The sequence below is a fragment of the Streptomyces spiramyceticus genome (assembly GCF_028807635.1).
Lineage (GTDB): Bacteria > Actinomycetota > Actinomycetes > Streptomycetales > Streptomycetaceae > Streptomyces > Streptomyces spiramyceticus.
In genome coordinates, this window is record NZ_JARBAX010000002.1 from 1,376,117 (window position 1) to 1,393,088 (window position 16,972).

Genomic DNA, 16,972 nt, shown 5'->3' on the forward strand with positions numbered 1-16,972 from the left:
CCGGACAGTGGCGGAAGAGGAGAGGCGACCGATGTCGGTCGAGACGAGTGCGCCCGCGGACGCGAACGCGGCGCAAGTGGAGCAAGTACAGCAGAGCCTCAGCACGGCGGCCGCGAAAAATCTCGCGACGACGACCAAGTCCGAACCCCAGATGCAGGGCATCAGTTCGCGGTGGCTGCTGCGGAAGCTGCCGTGGGTTCATGTGCCCGGCGGCACCTACCGTGTGAACCGTCGCCTGTCGTACACAGTCGGCGACGGCCGGGTGACGTTCATCAAGAACGGCTCCAAGGTGCAGGTCATCCCCGCCGAGCTGGCTGAACTGCCGCTGCTGCGCGGGTTCGACGACACCACGGCCCTGGGTGCGCTGGCCGAGAAGTTCGTACAGAAGGAATACGAGCCCGGCCAGATCATCGTGAACGCGGGCAAGAAGGCCGATCAGATCTTCCTGATCGCGCACGGCAAGGTGGAGAAGGTCGGCACCGGCAAGTACGGGGACGAGACCATCCTGGGCCGCCTCGGCGACGGCGACACCTTCGGCGGTCACGTACTGGCGGGCGCCGGTGGCAAATGGGAGTTCACCGCCCGCGCCGCGACCGGGGTCACGATCCTCGCGCTGCCGCAGGCGGCGTACAAGGCGGTGGCCGGCCAGTACGAGCAGCTGCGGGAGCACGTCCGGGCGCTGAGCTCCAACGGGTACAAGGTGAACAAGTCCGGCGAGGCCGCGATCGACCTCAGTGCCGGCCATGTCGGCGAGGCGACCCTGCCCGGCGCCTTCGCGGACTACGAACTCAAGCCCCGCGAGTACGAGTTGAGCGTGGCCCAGACCGTGCTGAAGGTGCACAGTCGGGTCGCCGATCTCTACAACCAGCCCATGAACCAGACCCAGCAGCAGCTGCGGCTCACGATCCAGGAACTGCGTGAGCGCCAGGAGCACGAGCTGGTCAACAACCGCGAATTCGGTCTGCTCCACAACGCCGAGTTCGACCAGCGCATCCAGACCCACTCGGGACCGCCCACCCCGGACGACCTCGACGACCTGCTGAGCATGCGCCGCGGCACCCGGTACATGTTCGCGAACCCGCGCGCCATCGCTGCGTTCGGCAAGGAGTGCAACAAGCGGGGCATCTCGCTCGGCAGTGTCGATGTCGACGGCCACCAGATTCCCGCCTGGAGGGGTGTGCCGATCCTCCCGTGCGGCAAGATCCCGGTCACCGAGCACCAGAGCTCGTCGATCATCGCCATGCGTATCGGCGAGGACAACGAGGGCGTCATCGGCCTTTACCAGACCGGGATCCCCGACGAGGTCGAGCCCGGCCTCAATGTGCGGTTCATGGGCATCGACGAGAAGGCCATCATCTCGTACCTGGTCAGCACGTATTACTCCGCGGCCATTCTCGTCCCGGACGCCATCGGGATCCTTGAGAACGTCGAGGTACGTCCGCGTGCCTGAGTGTCCGATTCCACCGGTGAAGGAGGGCTGAAGCGGTGTCATTGCTGTCCCGGATGTCTGCTTCCGCCGCCGAGCACGAAGTGGCGGGGCTGGTGGGTGCCCTGCTGTCCGACCCGGTACGCCCGGGAAGGGGGAATCTCTTCGGGCCGGAGCCGATTCAGAGGGCGGCCTCTACGGCGGTGTCCGCGGGACCGGACGTACGGCGGGTGCTCGGCGGGCCCTCCGGGCTCGGCACCTCGGCAGCCAGGGCGCTGATCCCCTCGGCTTCCGAGGCCCCCGCCCCGCCGGCGGCCGAGGCTCCGGTCCCCCCGGCGTCCGCCCGCGCGATGTGGTCCGGCATGCGGGTCGTCGAACCCCGGATGCCCGTGGCGCCCACGGAACAGGTGACCGCCGGGCTCCCCGTGCTCGGCGGCCCCACCGGTCTTGGCACCTCGGCCGCCCGCCTCGGGGGCGGGGGGCCGAGTCCGGGGCCTCCTCCCGCCGACAGGCCGGCGCCCCCGGCGCTGTACTGCCCGCCGGCCGGTCGCGACGACCCCGCGCTCGGTGAGGTGGTCAACGAGCGGCTGGTCGTGTGGGCCGAGGAGGTCGGGATCTACCCCGGCCGGCTCGACATGGTCCGCTCGGCCAACTTCGGGCGTCTCATGATGCTCGCCCACCCCGAGACGGACGACCCCGACCGGTTGCTGGCGGCCGCCAAGTGCGGCCTGTCCGAGTGGGCCGTCGACGACCACATCGTCGACTGTGAGGTCGAAGAACCCCGCCACGAGCTGATGGGTCAGCGCCTCGCGATCTGCCACTCGGTGATCGACCAGGCCCAGCTCCCGCTGCGCTACGCACCGCAGTTGGAGCAGGTTGTGCGGAAGGACCCGGTCGCGATGGCGCTCCGCTCCGCCCTGGACAACCTCCTCGACTACGCCACCACGACCCAGGTGCGCCGGCTCCGCCACGAACTGGCGATCATGTTCGTGGCGTACAACCAGGAGGGGGTCTGGCACACGGCGAAACAGACCCCGCCGGTCTGGGAGTACCTGATGCACCGTCATGAGAACAGTTTCATCCCGTGCATGGTGCTGGTCGACGCCATCGCCGGGTACGAGGTCCCGATGGCCGAGTTCTCCGACCCACGGGTGCGGCGGGCGTTCAACCTGGCCGGGACCGCGACCGTGCTCATGAACGATCTGTACTCCATGGGCAAGGAAGATCCCACGGACTTCAGCCTGCCCATGCTGATCGCGGCCGAGGAGAAGTGCTCGCTGCAGGAAGCCGTCGAGCGCAGCGTCGAGATCCACGACGAGCTGATGCACACGTACGAGGCCGAGGCCTCCGCCCTCGCCCTCATCGGCTCCCCCGAGCTGCGCCGCTTCCTGGCCGGAACGTGGGCCTGGGTGGGCGGCAACCGCGAATGGCACGCCACCAGCGCCCGCTACGCGTCAGCCGGCTGACCCATCACCCCGTAATCCTTCCCCCCTCTCAGTACGCAAGGAGCCCCCCACCATGCCCACGACCGAGACGGAAATCGCCGCAATGGACGGCGTTCTGCGCACCGAGTACCAGAAGTCCGTCGCCGAGTACTGGAACACCGAGAAGGACCCCGTCAACATCCGCCTCGGCGAGGTCGACGGCCTTTACCACCACCACTACGGCATCGGCGACTACGACCCCTCCGTCCTGGAGGGCCCCGAGGCGACCCGGGACCAGCGCATCATCGAGGAACTGCACCGCCTGGAGACCGCTCAGGCGGAGGTTCTCCTCGACCACCTGGGCGACATCGGCGCGGGGGACCGTCTGCTGGACGCCGGTTCCGGCCGGGGCGGCACCAGCTTCATGGCCAACCAGCGCTTCGGCTGTCAGGTGGACGGCGTCAGCATCTCCGAGTACCAGGTCGGCTTCGCCAACTCCCAGGCCAAGGAGCGCGGTGTCGCCGACCGGGTGAAGTTCCACTTCCGCAACATGCTCGACACGGGCCTGGCCACGGGCTCGCGCCGGGGCATCTGGACCAACGAAACCACCATGTACGTGGACCTGTTCGAGCTCTACGGCGAGTTCTCCCGCCTGCTGGAGTACGGCGGCCGGTACGTGTGCATCACCGGCTGCTACAACGATGTCACCGGGGGCCGGTCGAAGGCCGTCAGCCGCATCGACGAGCACTACACCTGCAACATTCATCCCCGCAGCGACTACTTCAAGGCCATGGCCGCCAACAGCCTCGTCCCGATCAACGTCGTCGACCTCACCGCCCAGACCATCCCGTACTGGGAGCTGCGTGAGAAGTGCTCGGTGGCCACCGGCATCGAGGACCCGTTCCTGACCGCGTACAAGGAAGGCAGCTTCCACTACCTGCTGATTGCCGCCGACCGGGTCTGAACCGCCCACGGACGGCATGGCACGCCACGCGCGAAAGCCCCGGGCTTCTGGCCCGGGGCTTTCGCAGGATCGATCCGATCCGAGGAGGATGGAACCGTGGTGCTCGCGCTCATACGTGAACTGAACCGGCGGGCCGACCCGCTGCGCCTGCGGCACGACGTGGAATTCCTCGCCGACCGCCCGCGCAGCCGCACCCGCGCCCCCGAGGCCATGATGCGCGCCGAGGCCCATGTGATGCGTGAACTGGCCGCCGCCGGCTGGCGGACGGAGCGGCAGCCGTTCGACGTACGGTGGCGGCTGGGCGGCACCGACCGCGAGGGCGATCGGGCGATCGCGCTCCAGCTCCGCCTGCACCGGCGACTGACCGGCGCGAATCTCGTTGCCGAGCTGCCGGGGGCCGACGACCGGCCCACCGTGGTAGTCGGAGCGCATCTGGACACCGTCGACGGCAGCCCCGGCGCCGACGACAACGCCTCCGGAGTCGCCGCGCTGCTGGAGATCGCGCGGCTTCTCGGCGGGCTGCCGCAGCCGCCCGCCGTCACCCTCCTGTTCTTCGACATGGAGGAGTTGGGCATGATCGGTTCCCGGTTCGCCGCCCGACAGTTGCGCCGCACCCGGCAGGTCGCGGGCATGATGTGCCTGGAGTCCGTCGGCTTCTTCGCGACCGAGCCCGGAACCCAGCTGATGCCCGCCGGCTTCGGAGCGGCCTTTCCCCGCGTGGCCGCCCGGGTCCGTTCGGACGGGCAAAGGGGCGACTTCACCCTTGTGGTCCACCGGCGCTCGACCGCGGCGGCGGCCGCCCTGTGGCGCCGCGCAGCGGAGGCCGCGGAGCCACGGCTGCCCGCTGTCACCCTGCGCGACCCGCGTCCGCACGGCCTGCTGGGCGCGCTCGCCGGCGTCGCGTTGCCCCTGCTGATCCAGCTCGACCGCAGCGACCACGCGTCCTTCTGGAACGCGGGGATTCCGGCCCTGATGCTCACCGGTACGGCGAATTTCCGGAACCCCCACTACCATCGGCCGACCGACACGCCGGACACCCTCGATTACGGGCGTCTGGCGGCGGTCGCCGTCGCGACCGCCGCCACCGCCGCGTCCTGGTGACTCAGCGCGCGGCGCCGGGCCGGACGCCGCGGGTGAGCACGACCCCGAGGACGATCATGAAGAGGCCGAGGCCGAAGTGCAGCCAGTCGTCGGCTGTGTTGACGGGTACGAAGTTGGCGTCGCTGTCGTGGTCGATAATCAGGCCGTACACCCACAGCGCCAGGTAGATGACACCACCACCGATGAGGAACATGCGGGCGGTGGTCGCGCCGCCGGCCATGGTGATGCCGGCAAGACCGAACAGCAGGTGCACGATGTTGTGCAGTATCGACACCTGGAACACGCCCAGCAGCTCGGCCTCGGAGTCGCGCTCGGCGAACTCCAGCGTGTCGTAGTCGGTGGTGATCCCCGGGATGAAGCCCAGGACGCCCACCAGGAGGAAGACCGCGCCCACCAGCAGTGCGGCCTGCTGCACGCGGGTCCGGGCGGTCGGCGGCATATGGTGAACGCTGCTCATGAGCGGATGCCTTTCTCGCAGAGGGCCCCGTCGGGCCCGCCCCTTTCCGGATACTCGCCCCGCTTGTACCCCTGGCGGCTGCCGACACCCGCAGAAGACCGCACATGTCGCCCGCCTTCCCTAGGCTGGAACTGACTGGCAGGGTGCGCGTCAAGAGGTGGGCAGGCCATCTCGGAGGGCGGCTCTGCCGGTGCGAAGACAGTGGTCTCGTCTACGGGGGCGCTGCGGGCTGTGAGAGAGCAGATGCGGGTATTCGGCGGGGCATCGCTGACAGCTGTCTATGTGCTGGACAAGAGGGACGACAGCCTGCGACTGACGGAACGGGCCGGAGAATCCGGTGCCCTGTACGGGCTGCCGCCCAGCTACCCGCTGTCCGGTCGTGCCCCCGTCGTGGACGCCTTCCGCGCCGGGCGGCCCCTGTGGCTGAACGCGGCGGAGCTGGCCGCTTACAACCGGACCATTGAGGCGATCCGTGAGGAGAGCCCCGGGGAGGAATTGCCCGTCGGCGTCTCGCTGGGCGCACTGCCGCTCCGAACCAGCGGCCGTCCACTGGGCTGCCTGGTCGTCGTGGACAACGCCGGCCACGGTTTCGACGCCGAACGGCGCAACTTCCTGGAGCTCTACGCCGACCACGTCACCGCATGGCTCGAAGCGGTCGGCGAACCAAGCACCCACATCATCGGCCGTACCGAGCCCCGGCCGGTACTGGGCCCTGCCCTGGGATGTCTGAATGTCGGCTCCTTCACCCTGGTCCTCAGCAGCGGGAAGATCGACGCGGACGGCCACGTACTCGACCTCGTCGACATCCCCTGGGGCGACTTCGACGGACGCGTCGAGACCCTGCTGGCACACACCGTCCCCGACGACCTGCCCGCGCTCATGTCCATCGTGGAGCCGGGCCATATGGCCTCCGGTGGCCGGGAACTGGAGTTCCGCGTCCGCCGCCCCACCGGCGAACTGCGCTGGCTGCGCCTGCGGTGCAGGCTGCTGGCGGACGGCGGGGGCAAGCCGGAGCGGCTGCTCGGTGTGGTCGCCGACGCCTCGAATCTGCGGCCCAGCGCCGACGAGGTCTCCATGGTCCAGCGGCTGTCCGTCGCGCTGGCCGGTGCGACGGCCGTGCGGGACGTCAGCAGGGCGGTGGTAGCCGCGCTGCGCGATCCGCTGGGAGCCGATCGGGTGGCTCTCGCCGGACTTGAAGCGGACCGGCTGGTGGTTACGGTCCTCGACCCGCCGGAGGCCGATGCCTGGCCGGAGCTCTGGCGGTCCGAATGGCGTTCCGAGTGGCCCGATGCGCCCGTCGGCGCCCTGCCCACGCTGAAGGCCGCGGTACGCGAGGGCCGCGCGAGCCTGTGGACGGCGGGCTCCGCCCTCGAACCGGGCCTCGCGGGCGTAGGCCCCGGCGGTCTCGCCGTGCTGCCGCTCCCCGCCGAAGGGCGAGTGGTCGGCGTGTGCCTGGTCGGGTGGGACGAGCCGCACGAGTTCGGCCCCGAGGAACGGTCCCTGCTCACCGCGACCGCCGGCCTGGTGGGGCAGGCCCTGGTGCGCGCCCGTTCGTTCGACGCCGAGCACGAGCTCGCCACGATGCTCCAGCGCAGCCTGCTTCCGCGCAAGCTTCCGCGGCTGCCCGGGGGAGTGGCCGTCGCCCGCTATCTGCCGGCGACGGTGGGCCTCGATGTGGGCGGCGACTGGTACGACGTGATCCCGCTCTCCGAAAACCATGTGGCGCTGGTCGTGGGGGACGTACAGGGGCACAGCGCCGGCGCCGCCACGATCATGGGCCAGATGCGTACGGCGATCAGGGCGTACGCCGTCGAGGGCCACCCGCCGGACGTGGTCGTCTCCCGCGCCAATCGCCTGCTCGTCGGCATGGAGACCGACCTCTTCGCCACCTGCTGCTACGTCGCCATCGACATGGAGGAGGGCAACGCCTGGTGCGTCCGGGCGGGGCACCTGCCGCCGTTGCTGCGCACCCCCGAAGGCGGCACCGAGGAGCTGGTGCTGGAAGGCGGGCCTCCGCTGGGTGTGCTCGCGGAGGCCGAGTTCCCGATGACCGCGGTCGCCCTGGCCCCCGGTGCGGTGCTGACCCTGCTGACGGACGGCCTGGTCGAGTCCTCCAGCCTCCACCTGGAGGAGGGCATGCGCCGCGTCTGCGACGTACTCTCCACCGCCGACCCGTCCGATGCCGGGCGGATGGCCGATGAACTGCTCGGCGGCGCCAACCGGCGCGACGACGACGTGGCTCTGCTGCTCCTGCGCTACGACGGAATTGGAGACCGGCCGCTCCGGGCCGCCTGGACGGTGTGGCGGCTCCCCGACGCCGTCGCGCACGCCCGCCGTTTCACTTCCCGCACCCTGCGCACCTGGAACGTGGCGGAGCAGCGCGACGCGGCCCTGCTCATCGTCTCCGAGCTGGTCACCAATGCCCTGGTACACACGAAGGGCCAGGTGCGCCTCGACCTCACACTCGCCGGCGGCCGCCTCCGGGTGGCAGTGAGCGACTCGTCGCCGCGTACGCCCGTCAAACCCGCGATAGTCGACTGGGACGCCACCGGCGGCCGCGGCATCCTGCTCGTCGAGGCGGTCTCGGCGTCCTACGGCTCGGTACCGCTGAGCGGCGGCAAACAGGTCTGGGCCGAAACCCCGCTGCCCCCGTCCGCCCCCTGACACCTGGATTGGCGGGTGGCGGCCGTGCGTCCAGTCTCAGCCGCTCTAGTCGCTGAGGTCGGGCTTTCCGAACAGGACGGCGTACCCCGAGGGAAGCTGGCTGATGACCTGGTTCAGCTCTCCCGGGGAGACGGCGTCGGCGAGGGTGCTCAGGACGGCGCTGGCATCCCACTGGGCGGTGCGGGTGTGTGCTCCAGTGCGCTCGCCGATCCGCCGGCAGAACTCCTCGACGCCGTAGGACTCGGCCCGCCGGTCGCCATTGATCTCCAGTGCCTCCTTCAGAGGCCCGGACAGCTGCGACGCGAGGTCCTTGACCTCACCAGGTGTGATGCGGTGGGCGAGAACCTGCAGTACGGCCGCGGTGACCTGCGCGGCCTCGTCCTGGTTGGCGTACTCGCCGCGCTCCCGTACGCGTGCCAGGAATTCGTCATACCTCATGGCTCTCCTCCTCACTCGTGTTCCTCCGCCCTGGGGGCGAGGGGATTGTGACCTGCGTCATTGGTGTACGGGGCGACATATGCACACCATGAGGGACGATCCCGTCAGGGATCCGCCCACAGCGAAGAGTGATCCCTATGACCAAGCAGCATGTGCACGTCCGCCTCAATCAAGGCATGGCAGTTTCGGACGAGGGCGAACTCGTGGAGCAGTTCGGCTGCCGGTGCGGAGAGTCCTGGACCAGGACGTACCAGGTCGAAGACCCGGAGACGGACTGAGGTCGGCGGCCCCCGGGCCCCGAACCCTGCGGCTCACCGGCCGGGCCCCGACTACGCCGTCTCGCCGCCTTCCTCGCGGTGTCCACCGATCGCGATCTTGCGGCGCTTTCCTTCCTCGGCCTTCGGGATGCGCACGGTGAGGATGCCGTCGGTGAGGTCGGCGTCGATGTTCTCGCTGTCGGCACCGCCCGGCAGGCTGGTGCGGTACGAGAACTTCCCGGTCCGGCGGCTCAGCACCTTGCCACGGTGTTCCTCGCCGAGTTCGCCGGTGATGGACAGCTCGTTGCCCTCAAGCTCGATGTCCACGTTCTCCGCGGGAATGCCCGGCAGTTCCGCCCGGACGATGTAAGCGTCCTCCGATTCCTCCTCCTCGGCCATCGGCAGCCACGCCGCCGTGCCGACAGGCGCCGCGGCCTGCTCCAGAAGCCTGCCCATCTCGCTCCACATGTTCTCGAATTCGCCGAAGGGGTCCATCGCTCCCCAGACGGGCCGACGCCGCTCCGGGGCGCTGCTTCCACGTCGCATCGGCAATGCCATGGCTGTCTCCCAACACTGCTGTCTCACGCCCATGTCTGTGTCAGGCGGGTAACCGGCCGCAGGGCAGCCAAAACAGAAATGCCGCTCTCATCCCGTCCGGCCCGGGATCCGGCGAAGCGCCCCGTACTGACGCCTCGGATAAGGTGTTTCTGTAGGAAATGCGCCCTCCCGGGGTTAGGTCGATGCGTTGGACACACACCAGTCGGCGGGCGAGGCGCCGGGGCAGCCCCCGGCGGTTGTCGGGTACGCGGGTGTGCTCCGCGAACTGCTTCCCATCGCGCTGTGGCGAGAAGACGCGGAAGGGCGCATCACGGAGTGGTCGCTTGCCGCCCGCGACCTGCTCGGCCATCAGCCCGAGGACGTCATCGGCCGCCGTGCCACACCCCTGCTGGTCCCCGACGCCAACCGGGAACTGGCCGATCAGCTGACCCGGCGGGTCCAGGCGGGCGAGACCGTGGTCGGGACCCTGCCCGTGCGGCATCGCGACGGCCACTACGTGACGATGGAGATGTGGATCGTCCCCGCCGCCGACCCGCAGGGACGGGCGGGCACGCTGCTGATCGCCGTCGAGACCTCCGAGGTCCTGCACATGCGGGACTCGCTGGCCGCCCTTGAGAGCCTCTTCACCCAGTCACCCATCGGCCTGGCCACGCTCGGCCCGGACCTGCGGTTCCTGCGGGTCAATGATGCCCTCGCCCGGATGAACGGTGTCTCCGCCGCCGAACACCTGGGCAAGCGCCTGACCGATGTGGTGCCCGGCGTCAACGCCACGGCGCTGGAGGCGATGATGCGGCAGGTCCTGGACCGCGGCACGCCCGTCGTCGACGCCCGCCGGACGGGCCGGACCGCCGCCGACCCCGATCGCGACCGGACCTGGTCCTGCTCCTACGCCCCGCTGCTCGACAGCGCCGGCCGCAGACTGGGACTGATCGCCTCCCTCATCGACATCACCGAAGGCCAGCAGGCGCAGATCGAGGCCGAAAGGGCCCGGCACCGCTTCGCCCTGCTCGCCGAGGCCGGCACCCGGATCGGTACCACCCTGGACCTGCGGCAGACCGCCGAGGAGGTGGTGCAGCTGCTCGTGCCGCAGCTCGCCGACTCGGCCGACGTACAACTGCTGGAAGAGGTCCTGGAACCGGACGAGGCCGCCGCGTCCACCCATGGCATCGTCCGCAGGATTGCGGCAGTCTTCCCCGATCCGTCCGCCCCCACGGCGAAACTGGCGCCGGGAATGACGATGCAGATCCCGCCCGCCTCGGTGTACGAGCGGGTCATCGCCGACGGTCTGCCCATGAACCTGTACCAGTCGGACGTCCCGGCGCTGATCACCGACCCCGGCGCCGGCAGACTGCGTGACTACCTCACGACCCTCGGCTCCGCGCGGCTGATCCCCCTGGTCGCGCGGGGGACGGTGCTCGGCGCGGTCGTGGTGACGCGGCTCCGTACCCGGGAGCCGTTCGACGAGCAGGACTGCGTACTCGTCGACGAGCTGGTCGCCCGTGCGGCGCTGAACATCGACAACGCGCGGATGTACACCAGGCAGCGTGAGGCGGCCCTCACCCTGCAGCGCAGCCTGACGAGCAGCCTTCTGCCCGATGTCACCGGACTCGAACTCACCGGGCGTTACCTCCCCGCGAGCGACCACGAAGTCGGGGGCGACTGGTTCGACGTCATCCCACTGCCGGAAGGCAGAACCGGCCTGGTCATCGGGGATGTGATGGGCCACGGAATCCATGCGGCGGCCGTCATGGGACAACTGCGCACCGCGGTACGTACGCTCGCCCGGCACGACATCCCCCCTGCCCGGATGCTGTGCTCCCTCGACGCCGTCGTCGCCGACTTGGGGGAGGACGAAATGGCGACCTGCGTCTACGCCGTCCACGACCCGGCAACCGCCCAGTGCGTCGTCGCCAGGGCCGGACACCCTCCGCCGGCCGTGGCCACGGCCGGCGGAGGGGTCACGTTCCTCGACGGCCCGCCGGGCGTGCCGCTGGGCACGGGAGGTCAGGACTTCCGGACCCAGCGGGTGCCGCTGCCCCCCGGCAGCCTGCTCGTCCTGTACACCGACGGCCTCATCGAATCCCGTGACAGCGACCTCGACGAAGGCATGGACCGGCTCGCGCAGGCACTCAGACACCGCGAACAGCCGCTGGAAGCTCTCTGTGACGGCATCCTCGAACACCTGCTGCCCAGCTCCGCGCAGGACGACGTGGCGGTGCTGCTGGCCCGCACCCTGCGGACGTGAACCCTCGCATCAGAGAGGTTCGATGTCGAAGAAGTCCAGGAGCTCGGTCTCCGAGGCTCCCGGGGAGCCCGGCAACGGCTGCTCGGCCCAGATGACCTTGCCCGCCGGTGTGTACCGCGTACCCCACCGCTGGCTGAGCTGCGCCACCAGGAAGAGCCCGCGTCCGCCCTCGTCCGTGGTGGCGGCGTAACGCAGATGCGGCGAGGTGCTGCTCCCGTCGGACACCTCACAGGTCAGTGTGCGGTCGCGCAGCAGCCGCATCCGGACCGGCGCGGAGCCGTAGCGGATGGCGTTGGTGATCAGCTCGCTGAGGATCAGCTCGGTGCCGAAGGCGAGAGCCGACAGGCCCCATTCATCCAGCTTCTCCACGACGACGGCCCGCATGGCACCGACCGCGCTCGGCTCGAACGGCACATCCCACTCGGTGACGCGGTCAGCGCCCAGTGCCCTCGTCCGCGCGATGAGCAGGGCCACGTCGTCCCGCGGGCGAGTCGGCAGCAGTACGTCGAGAACCGCCCGGCAGCTTTCCTGCGGAGGCCGGTCGGGATGGCTCAGAGCGGTGCGCAGCAACTCCAGTCCCTTGTCGATGTCACGGGTGCGGTCCTCGATCAGCCCGTCGGTGTAGAGCACCAGCTGGCTGCCCTCGCTCAGGTGCAGCTCCGCGGCCTCGAACGGCATACCGCCGAGCCCCAGCGGCGGTCCGGTCGGCAGCTGCAGGACCTCCACCGTCCCGTCGGGACTGACCACCAGGGGCGGCGGGTGTCCCGCCCGTGCCATGACGCAGCGCTGGGACACCGGGTCGTAGACGGCGTACAGACAGGTGGCGCCCAGCATGCCGTTGTCGGTGTCGCCGTTCTCGTCCTCGCTGTGATCGATGCGCTGCACAAGGTCGTCGAGACGGGCGAGCAGCTCGTCGGGCGGCAGGTCGAGGGACGAGAAGTTGTGCACGGCCGTGCGCAGCCGGCCCATGGTGGCCGCGGCATGCAGTCCGTGGCCGACCACATCACCGACGACGAGAGCGACCCGGCTGCCCGACAGCGGGATCACGTCGAACCAGTCGCCGCCCACCCCGGACTGCGCGGGCAGGTAGTGGTGCGCCACCTCGACGGCGCTCTCCTCGGGCAGGCCGCGCGGCAGCAGGCTGCGCTGGAGCGTCACGGCCACGGCGTGCTCGCGGGTGTAGCGGCGGGCGTTGTCGATGCTTACAGCGGCCCGCGCGACCAGTTCCTCGGCCAGGGACAGATCGTCGTCGTCGAAGGGTTCCTGCTTCTGCGAGCGCCAGAAGTTGACCACTCCCAGCACGACGCCGCGTGCCTTGAGAGGGGCCGTGATGAGGGAGTGGATGCCGTACTCGACAATGCGCTGCGCCCGTGGCGGGTCCTGGGCGAACCAGCCCGGCGCGTCCGCCAGGTCGGGTACCAGTTCGGCCTGGCCGCTGCCGAGGCCGCGGGCCTGCGGGGTGGAGGGGACGAAGTCGATCAGTTTGCCGCGCGGGTAGAGAGGGTGGTCGTCGCGGATCCCGCTGACTGCCGTACGGCGGATGTCGGCGCCGGTGACGGTGCCGGCCGGCTCGTCGCCGTGGAGCACCGGGTCCGCCAGATCGACGGTCACGAAGTCCGCGAACCGGGGTACGGCGACATCCGCCAGTTCCTCGGCCGTCCGCACCACGTCGAGCGTGGTTCCGATGCCGACACCGGCGTCGTACAGCAGCTTCAGCCGTCTGCGCGCCGCATCGGCCCGGCTGGTGAGGACGCGCATCTCGGTGGAGTCGCGGATGGTGACCGCGGCCCCCTCTGCGTGGCCGTGGGGCTTCGTCGGCCGCTGGTTCACCACCAGCAGCCGGTCCCCGGCCGCGAGGACCTCGTCCGTGGCCACCCGGCCGGACAGCAGGAGGCCGGCCATGTGCTGATCGAGCCCGGGCAGTTCCCGGATGTGCCGTCCCTCCGCGTCGGCCGGAAGGTCGAGCAGCCGCCTGGCCTCGTCGTTGGCGAGCATCAGCCTGCCCTCGCCGTCGGTGATCAGAACGCCCTCTCGTACGGCGTGCAGGACCGCGTCGTGGTGTTCGTACATACGGGTCATCTCAAGGGCTCCGAGCCCGTGGGTCTGGCGCCGCAACCGCCTGGTGACCAGTGCTGTGCCGATGGTGGCCACGGCCAGGCCGGCCGCGCTGACCCCGAGGATGACCGGGAGCTGCCGGTCGACCACACCGGTGACGTTCTTCACCGTGAGACCGGCCGACACCAGTGCCACGACCCGGCCGTCGGAGGTCACCGGGACGATGGCCTGTATCTCGCGGCCGAGTGGCCCTCGTACGCTCTCGGTGTGCACCCGGCCCGCCAGGGAGGGCTCGATCGTGCCGACGAACCGCTTGCCGATGCGGTCGGGCTGGGGGTGCGTGTAGCGGATTCCGCGGGTGTCCATCACCACGATGAAGTCGACGCCCGCGCGTTTGCGCGTCTCTTCCGTGAGCGGCTGGAGGAGCTTGGACGGATCGGGGGCCCTGAGCGCCTCGCGGAGCCCGAGCGAGTGGGCGAACGTCTCCGCGACTGCCACCGACCGGGTACGGGCCTCACGATCGCTGTCGTAGCGCGACTGGAGCACCAGGGCCAGCACGGCACCGGCGGCGAGCAGCACCACGACCGCCACCTGGAGGACGAAGACCTGTCCGGCGACGCTTCGGCGGCGCTTCCTGGCTAGTGAACGCACCAACGCGCCCGGCACGGGTTGAAACGATCGACCACGTTGTCATTTGTAGCACCGGTCGGCCGTCGGGGGGTGGGTGAGAACAGGACGGCCGCCTCGGCAGGGCGGTTCAGCAGCCGAGTCGGCGGGCGGATCGGCGGCCGGGCTACGGCGTCACGATGCGCTCGACCGCGGCCGCGACGAGTTGATCGCGCTCGGCCTCGGAGAACACCCCCGGCAGGGTGAGCTGTTCGACGATGAGCCAGTTGAACGCCAGGTACAGCAGCCGGACCGCGGTCGCGTCGCCGGGCAGGCCGGAAGCCTCGTGATAGGCCACGTTGGCGTCGACGTCGGCACGCACGCGCTCGGTCAGCACCGCGCGCAGCTCGGGGCGCCGGGTGGCCTCCAGGCGCAGTTCGAGCAGCGCCAGATAGCCGGTCCGGAAGGCACTGACCCGGCCCACCACCTCGCGCATGAGCAGCGCGTACGTCTCCCGGTCCGGTGCGCTTGCCCGCTGGCGCGCGATGGTCGCTTCGTCGGGCTGGAGCCGTTCGTAGACGCGGGCGCCCGCCTGGGTGAGCAGGTCGTCGCGGTTGGCGAAGTAGTTGGAGGCGGTTCCGGTGGGCACGGCGGCCTCGATGTCCACCGCCCGGAAGGTCAGACCTCGGGCACCCTCCTTGGCCAGTACTTCGATGGCGGCGTCGACGAGGGCCGCCCTTCGCTCGTCGTTCCTGCGCACCATGGGGGAGTACTCCGCTCGTTGCACTACGCATAGACCACTGCAAGCATAGTGCTTCAACGCCGGCGGGTGAGCACCCCGAACAGTGGAGTGCGAGCACCCCGAACAGTCCACCAATACGCGCGGCAGCCCCCGCCCCCGGGCTGCAATGGACGGGTGACCGCGCCCCGGACGACTGCCTCGCGCGCAATGAGTGGATCTGCGGCGAATACCTCTCGACGCGCAGCGAGATCCGCCTGGACGCGGTCGCGCAGCACCTCCAGCTGACCGTCGTCTCCGTCCTCCTGGGCCTTGTGCTCGCCGTGCCCCTCGCCATCGCCGCCCGCCGCAAGCGATGGGCGCGATCGTCGGCCACGGCGGCCTCGGAAACCTCATCTGCACCGGCATGAACACGTACTTCAAGGCCCAGGTCCTCACCGCGTCCGTCCTGTGCGTCGTCATCGCCGTCGCCGACATCCTGCTGCTCGGCGTGCAGCGGCTGCTCACCCCCTGGTTGCGGCAGGCGCGGGCGTGAACACCCTCTCCGAGGCCTGGGACTGGCTCACCAGCTCCGTCAACTGGTCGGGCGAGAGCGGCGTCTGGGCCCGGCTCGGCGAGCATCTCTTCCTCACCGTCGTCTGCCTGCTGATCAGCTGCCTGATCGCACTGCCCGTCGCACTCGTGCTCGGCCACCTGGGCAAGGGCGGCGCGCTCGCCGTCAACATCTCCAACGTCGGCCGCGCCGTGCCGACCTTCGCCGTCCTCGTGCTCCTGCTGCTCACTCCCATCGGCGAGTACGGCGACTGGCCGACGATCATCGCGCTGGTCCTCTTCGCCGTACCGCCGCTCCTTACCAACGCATACGTCGGCATGCGCGGCGTCGACCGCGACATCGTCCGGGCGGCCCGGGGGATAAGCATGACGGGCGGCCAGCTGCTGTGGCGCGTCGAGCTTCCGCTCGCGCTGCCGCTGATCCTCACCGGGGTGCGGATCGCCGCCGTGCAGCTGGTGGCGACCGCGACCATCGCGGCGCTGGTCGGCGGCGGCGCCGACCAGGGTGACCAGCTCGCCCTCCGCCACCTCGAAGGACAGGTCGTGGACGGCCGTGGTGCCGTCCGGGTAGACCTTGCTGACCTGCTCGAACCGGATCATGTACGCCACGCTGGAAGCGGCGGGGCCGGGCGCACACGGGCCGCGACTGTACGAGTCACCACACATGGGCCGTTTCGCTGCCTACTATCCTGCGCGCATGACGACCGAGCCGGCACAGCCGATTGAGCAGCTTCAACTTCAACCGATGCCCTCCGACTGGCAGCGCGCCCTGGCCGTGGTGGCGCACCCGGACGACCTCGAATACGGGTGCGCCGGAGCTATCGCGGGATGGACCGACGGCGGCCGCGAAGTGACGTATCTGCTCGCCACTCGCGGTGAGGCCGGGATCGACGGCCTGGAGCCCGCCAAGTGCGGGCCGCTGCGCGAGCAGGAGCAGCGGGCCAGTGCGGCGGTCGTCGGCGTGAGCGCGGTCGAGTTCCTCGACCACAAGGACGGCGTGATCGAGTACGGGATCGGGCTGCGCCGCGACATCGCCGCCGCCATCCGCAAGCACCGCCCCGAGCTCGTCATCACCCTCAACCACCGCGACACGTGGGGCGGCATCGCGTGGAACACCCCCGACCACCGGGCCGTCGGCCGCGCCGTTCTCGACGCGGCCGGGGACGCCGGGAACCGGTGGATCTTCCCCGAGCTCACCGAGCAGGGCCTCGCACCGTGGGACGGGGTGCGCTGGGTCGCGGTCGCGGGCTCCGCCACGCCCACGCACGCGGTGGACGCGACGCCGGGGCTTGAGCGAGGCGTGCAGTCCCTGCTCGAACACCGGGCCTACATCGAGGCGTTGACGGACGAGGACCCCGAGGCGTACTGCCGCGCTTTCCTGAGTCGCCATGCGCAGGCGGCGGCGCCGCGTTTCGGCGGAACGCCTGCTGTCACGTTCGAGGTCTTCAACCGCTGAGCCCCGGCCCGTACTCTTCCTGACGCATAG

The 16,972-nt window shown here is 70.2% G+C and carries 14 protein-coding genes and 1 pseudogene; 10 read left to right on the plus strand and 5 right to left on the minus strand.

The window, feature by feature from the left end:
* The first annotated feature begins 31 nt into the window (after window positions 1–31).
* From PXH83_RS29650 to PXH83_RS29665, 4 genes are all read left to right on the plus strand, one after another.
* Window positions 32–1,450 carry a family 2B encapsulin nanocompartment shell protein gene (locus PXH83_RS29650; protein ID WP_274564505.1) on the plus strand — a complete coding sequence of 473 codons (1,419 nt, stop codon included), beginning with the start codon at window positions 32–34 and terminating at the stop codon, window positions 1,448–1,450.
* A gap of 35 nt (window positions 1,451–1,485) precedes the next feature.
* Window positions 1,486–2,892, plus strand: coding sequence for a family 2 encapsulin nanocompartment cargo protein terpene cyclase (locus tag PXH83_RS29655; RefSeq protein WP_274564506.1), 1,407 nt, complete (start codon window positions 1,486–1,488; stop codon window positions 2,890–2,892).
* Between the two features lie 52 nt (window positions 2,893–2,944).
* Complete coding sequence (locus PXH83_RS29660; RefSeq protein ID WP_251021209.1) at window positions 2,945–3,814, plus strand: geranyl diphosphate 2-C-methyltransferase; 870 nt, start codon at window positions 2,945–2,947, stop codon at window positions 3,812–3,814.
* 96 nt (window positions 3,815–3,910) lie between these two features.
* Window positions 3,911–4,915, plus strand: a complete 1,005-nt coding sequence (locus tag PXH83_RS29665; protein ID WP_274564510.1) for a M28 family peptidase — start codon at window positions 3,911–3,913, stop codon at window positions 4,913–4,915.
* 1 nt (window position 4,916) lies between these two features.
* Here PXH83_RS29665 and PXH83_RS29670 read toward each other — a convergent pair whose 3' ends face one another.
* The gene (locus PXH83_RS29670; RefSeq protein WP_274564511.1) at window positions 4,917–5,372 is read right to left on the minus strand and encodes a DUF4383 domain-containing protein; all 456 of its coding nucleotides are present in this window, start codon (window positions 5,370–5,372) and stop codon (window positions 4,917–4,919) included.
* Window positions 5,373–5,603: 231 nt separating this feature from the next.
* On the opposite strand from PXH83_RS29670, the gene PXH83_RS29675 reads away from it, so the two are divergent.
* Entirely contained in the window at window positions 5,604–8,036 is a 2,433-nt protein-coding gene (locus PXH83_RS29675; protein WP_420803263.1) for a SpoIIE family protein phosphatase, read from the plus strand.
* Between the two features lie 45 nt (window positions 8,037–8,081).
* Here PXH83_RS29675 and PXH83_RS29680 read toward each other — a convergent pair whose 3' ends face one another.
* Complete coding sequence (locus PXH83_RS29680) at window positions 8,082–8,474, minus strand: DUF2267 domain-containing protein (protein WP_274564512.1); 393 nt, start codon at window positions 8,472–8,474, stop codon at window positions 8,082–8,084.
* Between the two features lie 137 nt (window positions 8,475–8,611).
* Here PXH83_RS29680 and PXH83_RS29685 point away from each other — a divergent pair, with 137 nt between their 5' ends.
* Window positions 8,612–8,752 carry a hypothetical protein gene (locus tag PXH83_RS29685; RefSeq protein ID WP_274564515.1) on the plus strand — a complete coding sequence of 47 codons (141 nt, stop codon included), beginning with the start codon at window positions 8,612–8,614 and terminating at the stop codon, window positions 8,750–8,752.
* Between the two features lie 51 nt (window positions 8,753–8,803).
* Here the strand turns inward: PXH83_RS29685 and PXH83_RS29690 are convergent, their stop codons facing one another.
* Window positions 8,804–9,277, minus strand: coding sequence for an Hsp20/alpha crystallin family protein (locus tag PXH83_RS29690; protein ID WP_274564516.1), 474 nt, complete (start codon window positions 9,275–9,277; stop codon window positions 8,804–8,806).
* Window positions 9,278–9,476: 199 nt separating this feature from the next.
* Here PXH83_RS29690 and PXH83_RS29695 point away from each other — a divergent pair, with 199 nt between their 5' ends.
* Window positions 9,477–11,534 (plus strand): SpoIIE family protein phosphatase, encoded by a 2,058-nt coding sequence (locus PXH83_RS29695; RefSeq protein ID WP_274564517.1) that lies wholly within the window; start codon window positions 9,477–9,479, stop codon window positions 11,532–11,534.
* A gap of 9 nt (window positions 11,535–11,543) precedes the next feature.
* Here PXH83_RS29695 and PXH83_RS29700 read toward each other — a convergent pair whose 3' ends face one another.
* Together PXH83_RS29700 and PXH83_RS29705 are read right to left on the minus strand one after the other, a co-directional pair.
* Entirely contained in the window at window positions 11,544–14,240 is a 2,697-nt protein-coding gene (locus PXH83_RS29700) for a SpoIIE family protein phosphatase (protein WP_274564518.1), read from the minus strand.
* 142 nt (window positions 14,241–14,382) lie between these two features.
* Complete coding sequence (locus PXH83_RS29705) at window positions 14,383–14,958, minus strand: TetR/AcrR family transcriptional regulator (protein ID WP_274564519.1); 576 nt, start codon at window positions 14,956–14,958, stop codon at window positions 14,383–14,385.
* 140 nt (window positions 14,959–15,098) lie between these two features.
* Between PXH83_RS29705 and PXH83_RS29710 the strand changes: the two are divergent.
* The 3 genes and pseudogenes from PXH83_RS29710 (at window position 15,099) to PXH83_RS29720 (ending at window position 16,942) form a co-directional block, all read left to right on the plus strand.
* Window positions 15,099–15,469 (plus strand): annotated as a pseudogene (locus PXH83_RS29710) (hypothetical protein).
* Window positions 15,466–16,212, plus strand: coding sequence for an ABC transporter permease (locus PXH83_RS29715; RefSeq protein WP_274564521.1), 747 nt, complete (start codon window positions 15,466–15,468; stop codon window positions 16,210–16,212). The pseudogene PXH83_RS29710 and the gene PXH83_RS29715 overlap by 4 nt, the downstream one beginning before the upstream one ends.
* Window positions 16,184–16,942, plus strand: coding sequence for a PIG-L deacetylase family protein (locus PXH83_RS29720; protein WP_274564522.1), 759 nt, complete (start codon window positions 16,184–16,186; stop codon window positions 16,940–16,942). Before PXH83_RS29715 ends, PXH83_RS29720 begins: the two co-directional genes overlap by 29 nt.
* Window positions 16,943–16,972 lie beyond the last annotated feature (30 nt).

Coding starts and splice junctions, on each gene's coding strand:
- PXH83_RS29650 (WP_274564505.1), top strand. CDS start 32: ATGTCGGTCGAGACGAGTGCGCCCGCGGACGCGAACGCGGCGCAAGTG.
- PXH83_RS29660 (WP_251021209.1), top strand. CDS start 2,945: ATGCCCACGACCGAGACGGAAATCGCCGCAATGGACGGCGTTCTGCGC.
- PXH83_RS29670 (WP_274564511.1), bottom strand. CDS start 5,372: ATGAGCAGCGTTCACCATATGCCGCCGACCGCCCGGACCCGCGTGCAG.
- PXH83_RS29680 (WP_274564512.1), bottom strand. CDS start 8,474: ATGAGGTATGACGAATTCCTGGCACGCGTACGGGAGCGCGGCGAGTAC.
- PXH83_RS29685 (WP_274564515.1), top strand. CDS start 8,612: ATGACCAAGCAGCATGTGCACGTCCGCCTCAATCAAGGCATGGCAGTT.
- PXH83_RS29690 (WP_274564516.1), bottom strand. CDS start 9,277: ATGCGACGTGGAAGCAGCGCCCCGGAGCGGCGTCGGCCCGTCTGGGGA.
- PXH83_RS29705 (WP_274564519.1), bottom strand. CDS start 14,958: ATGGTGCGCAGGAACGACGAGCGAAGGGCGGCCCTCGTCGACGCCGCC.
- PXH83_RS29720 (WP_274564522.1), top strand. CDS start 16,184: ATGACGACCGAGCCGGCACAGCCGATTGAGCAGCTTCAACTTCAACCG.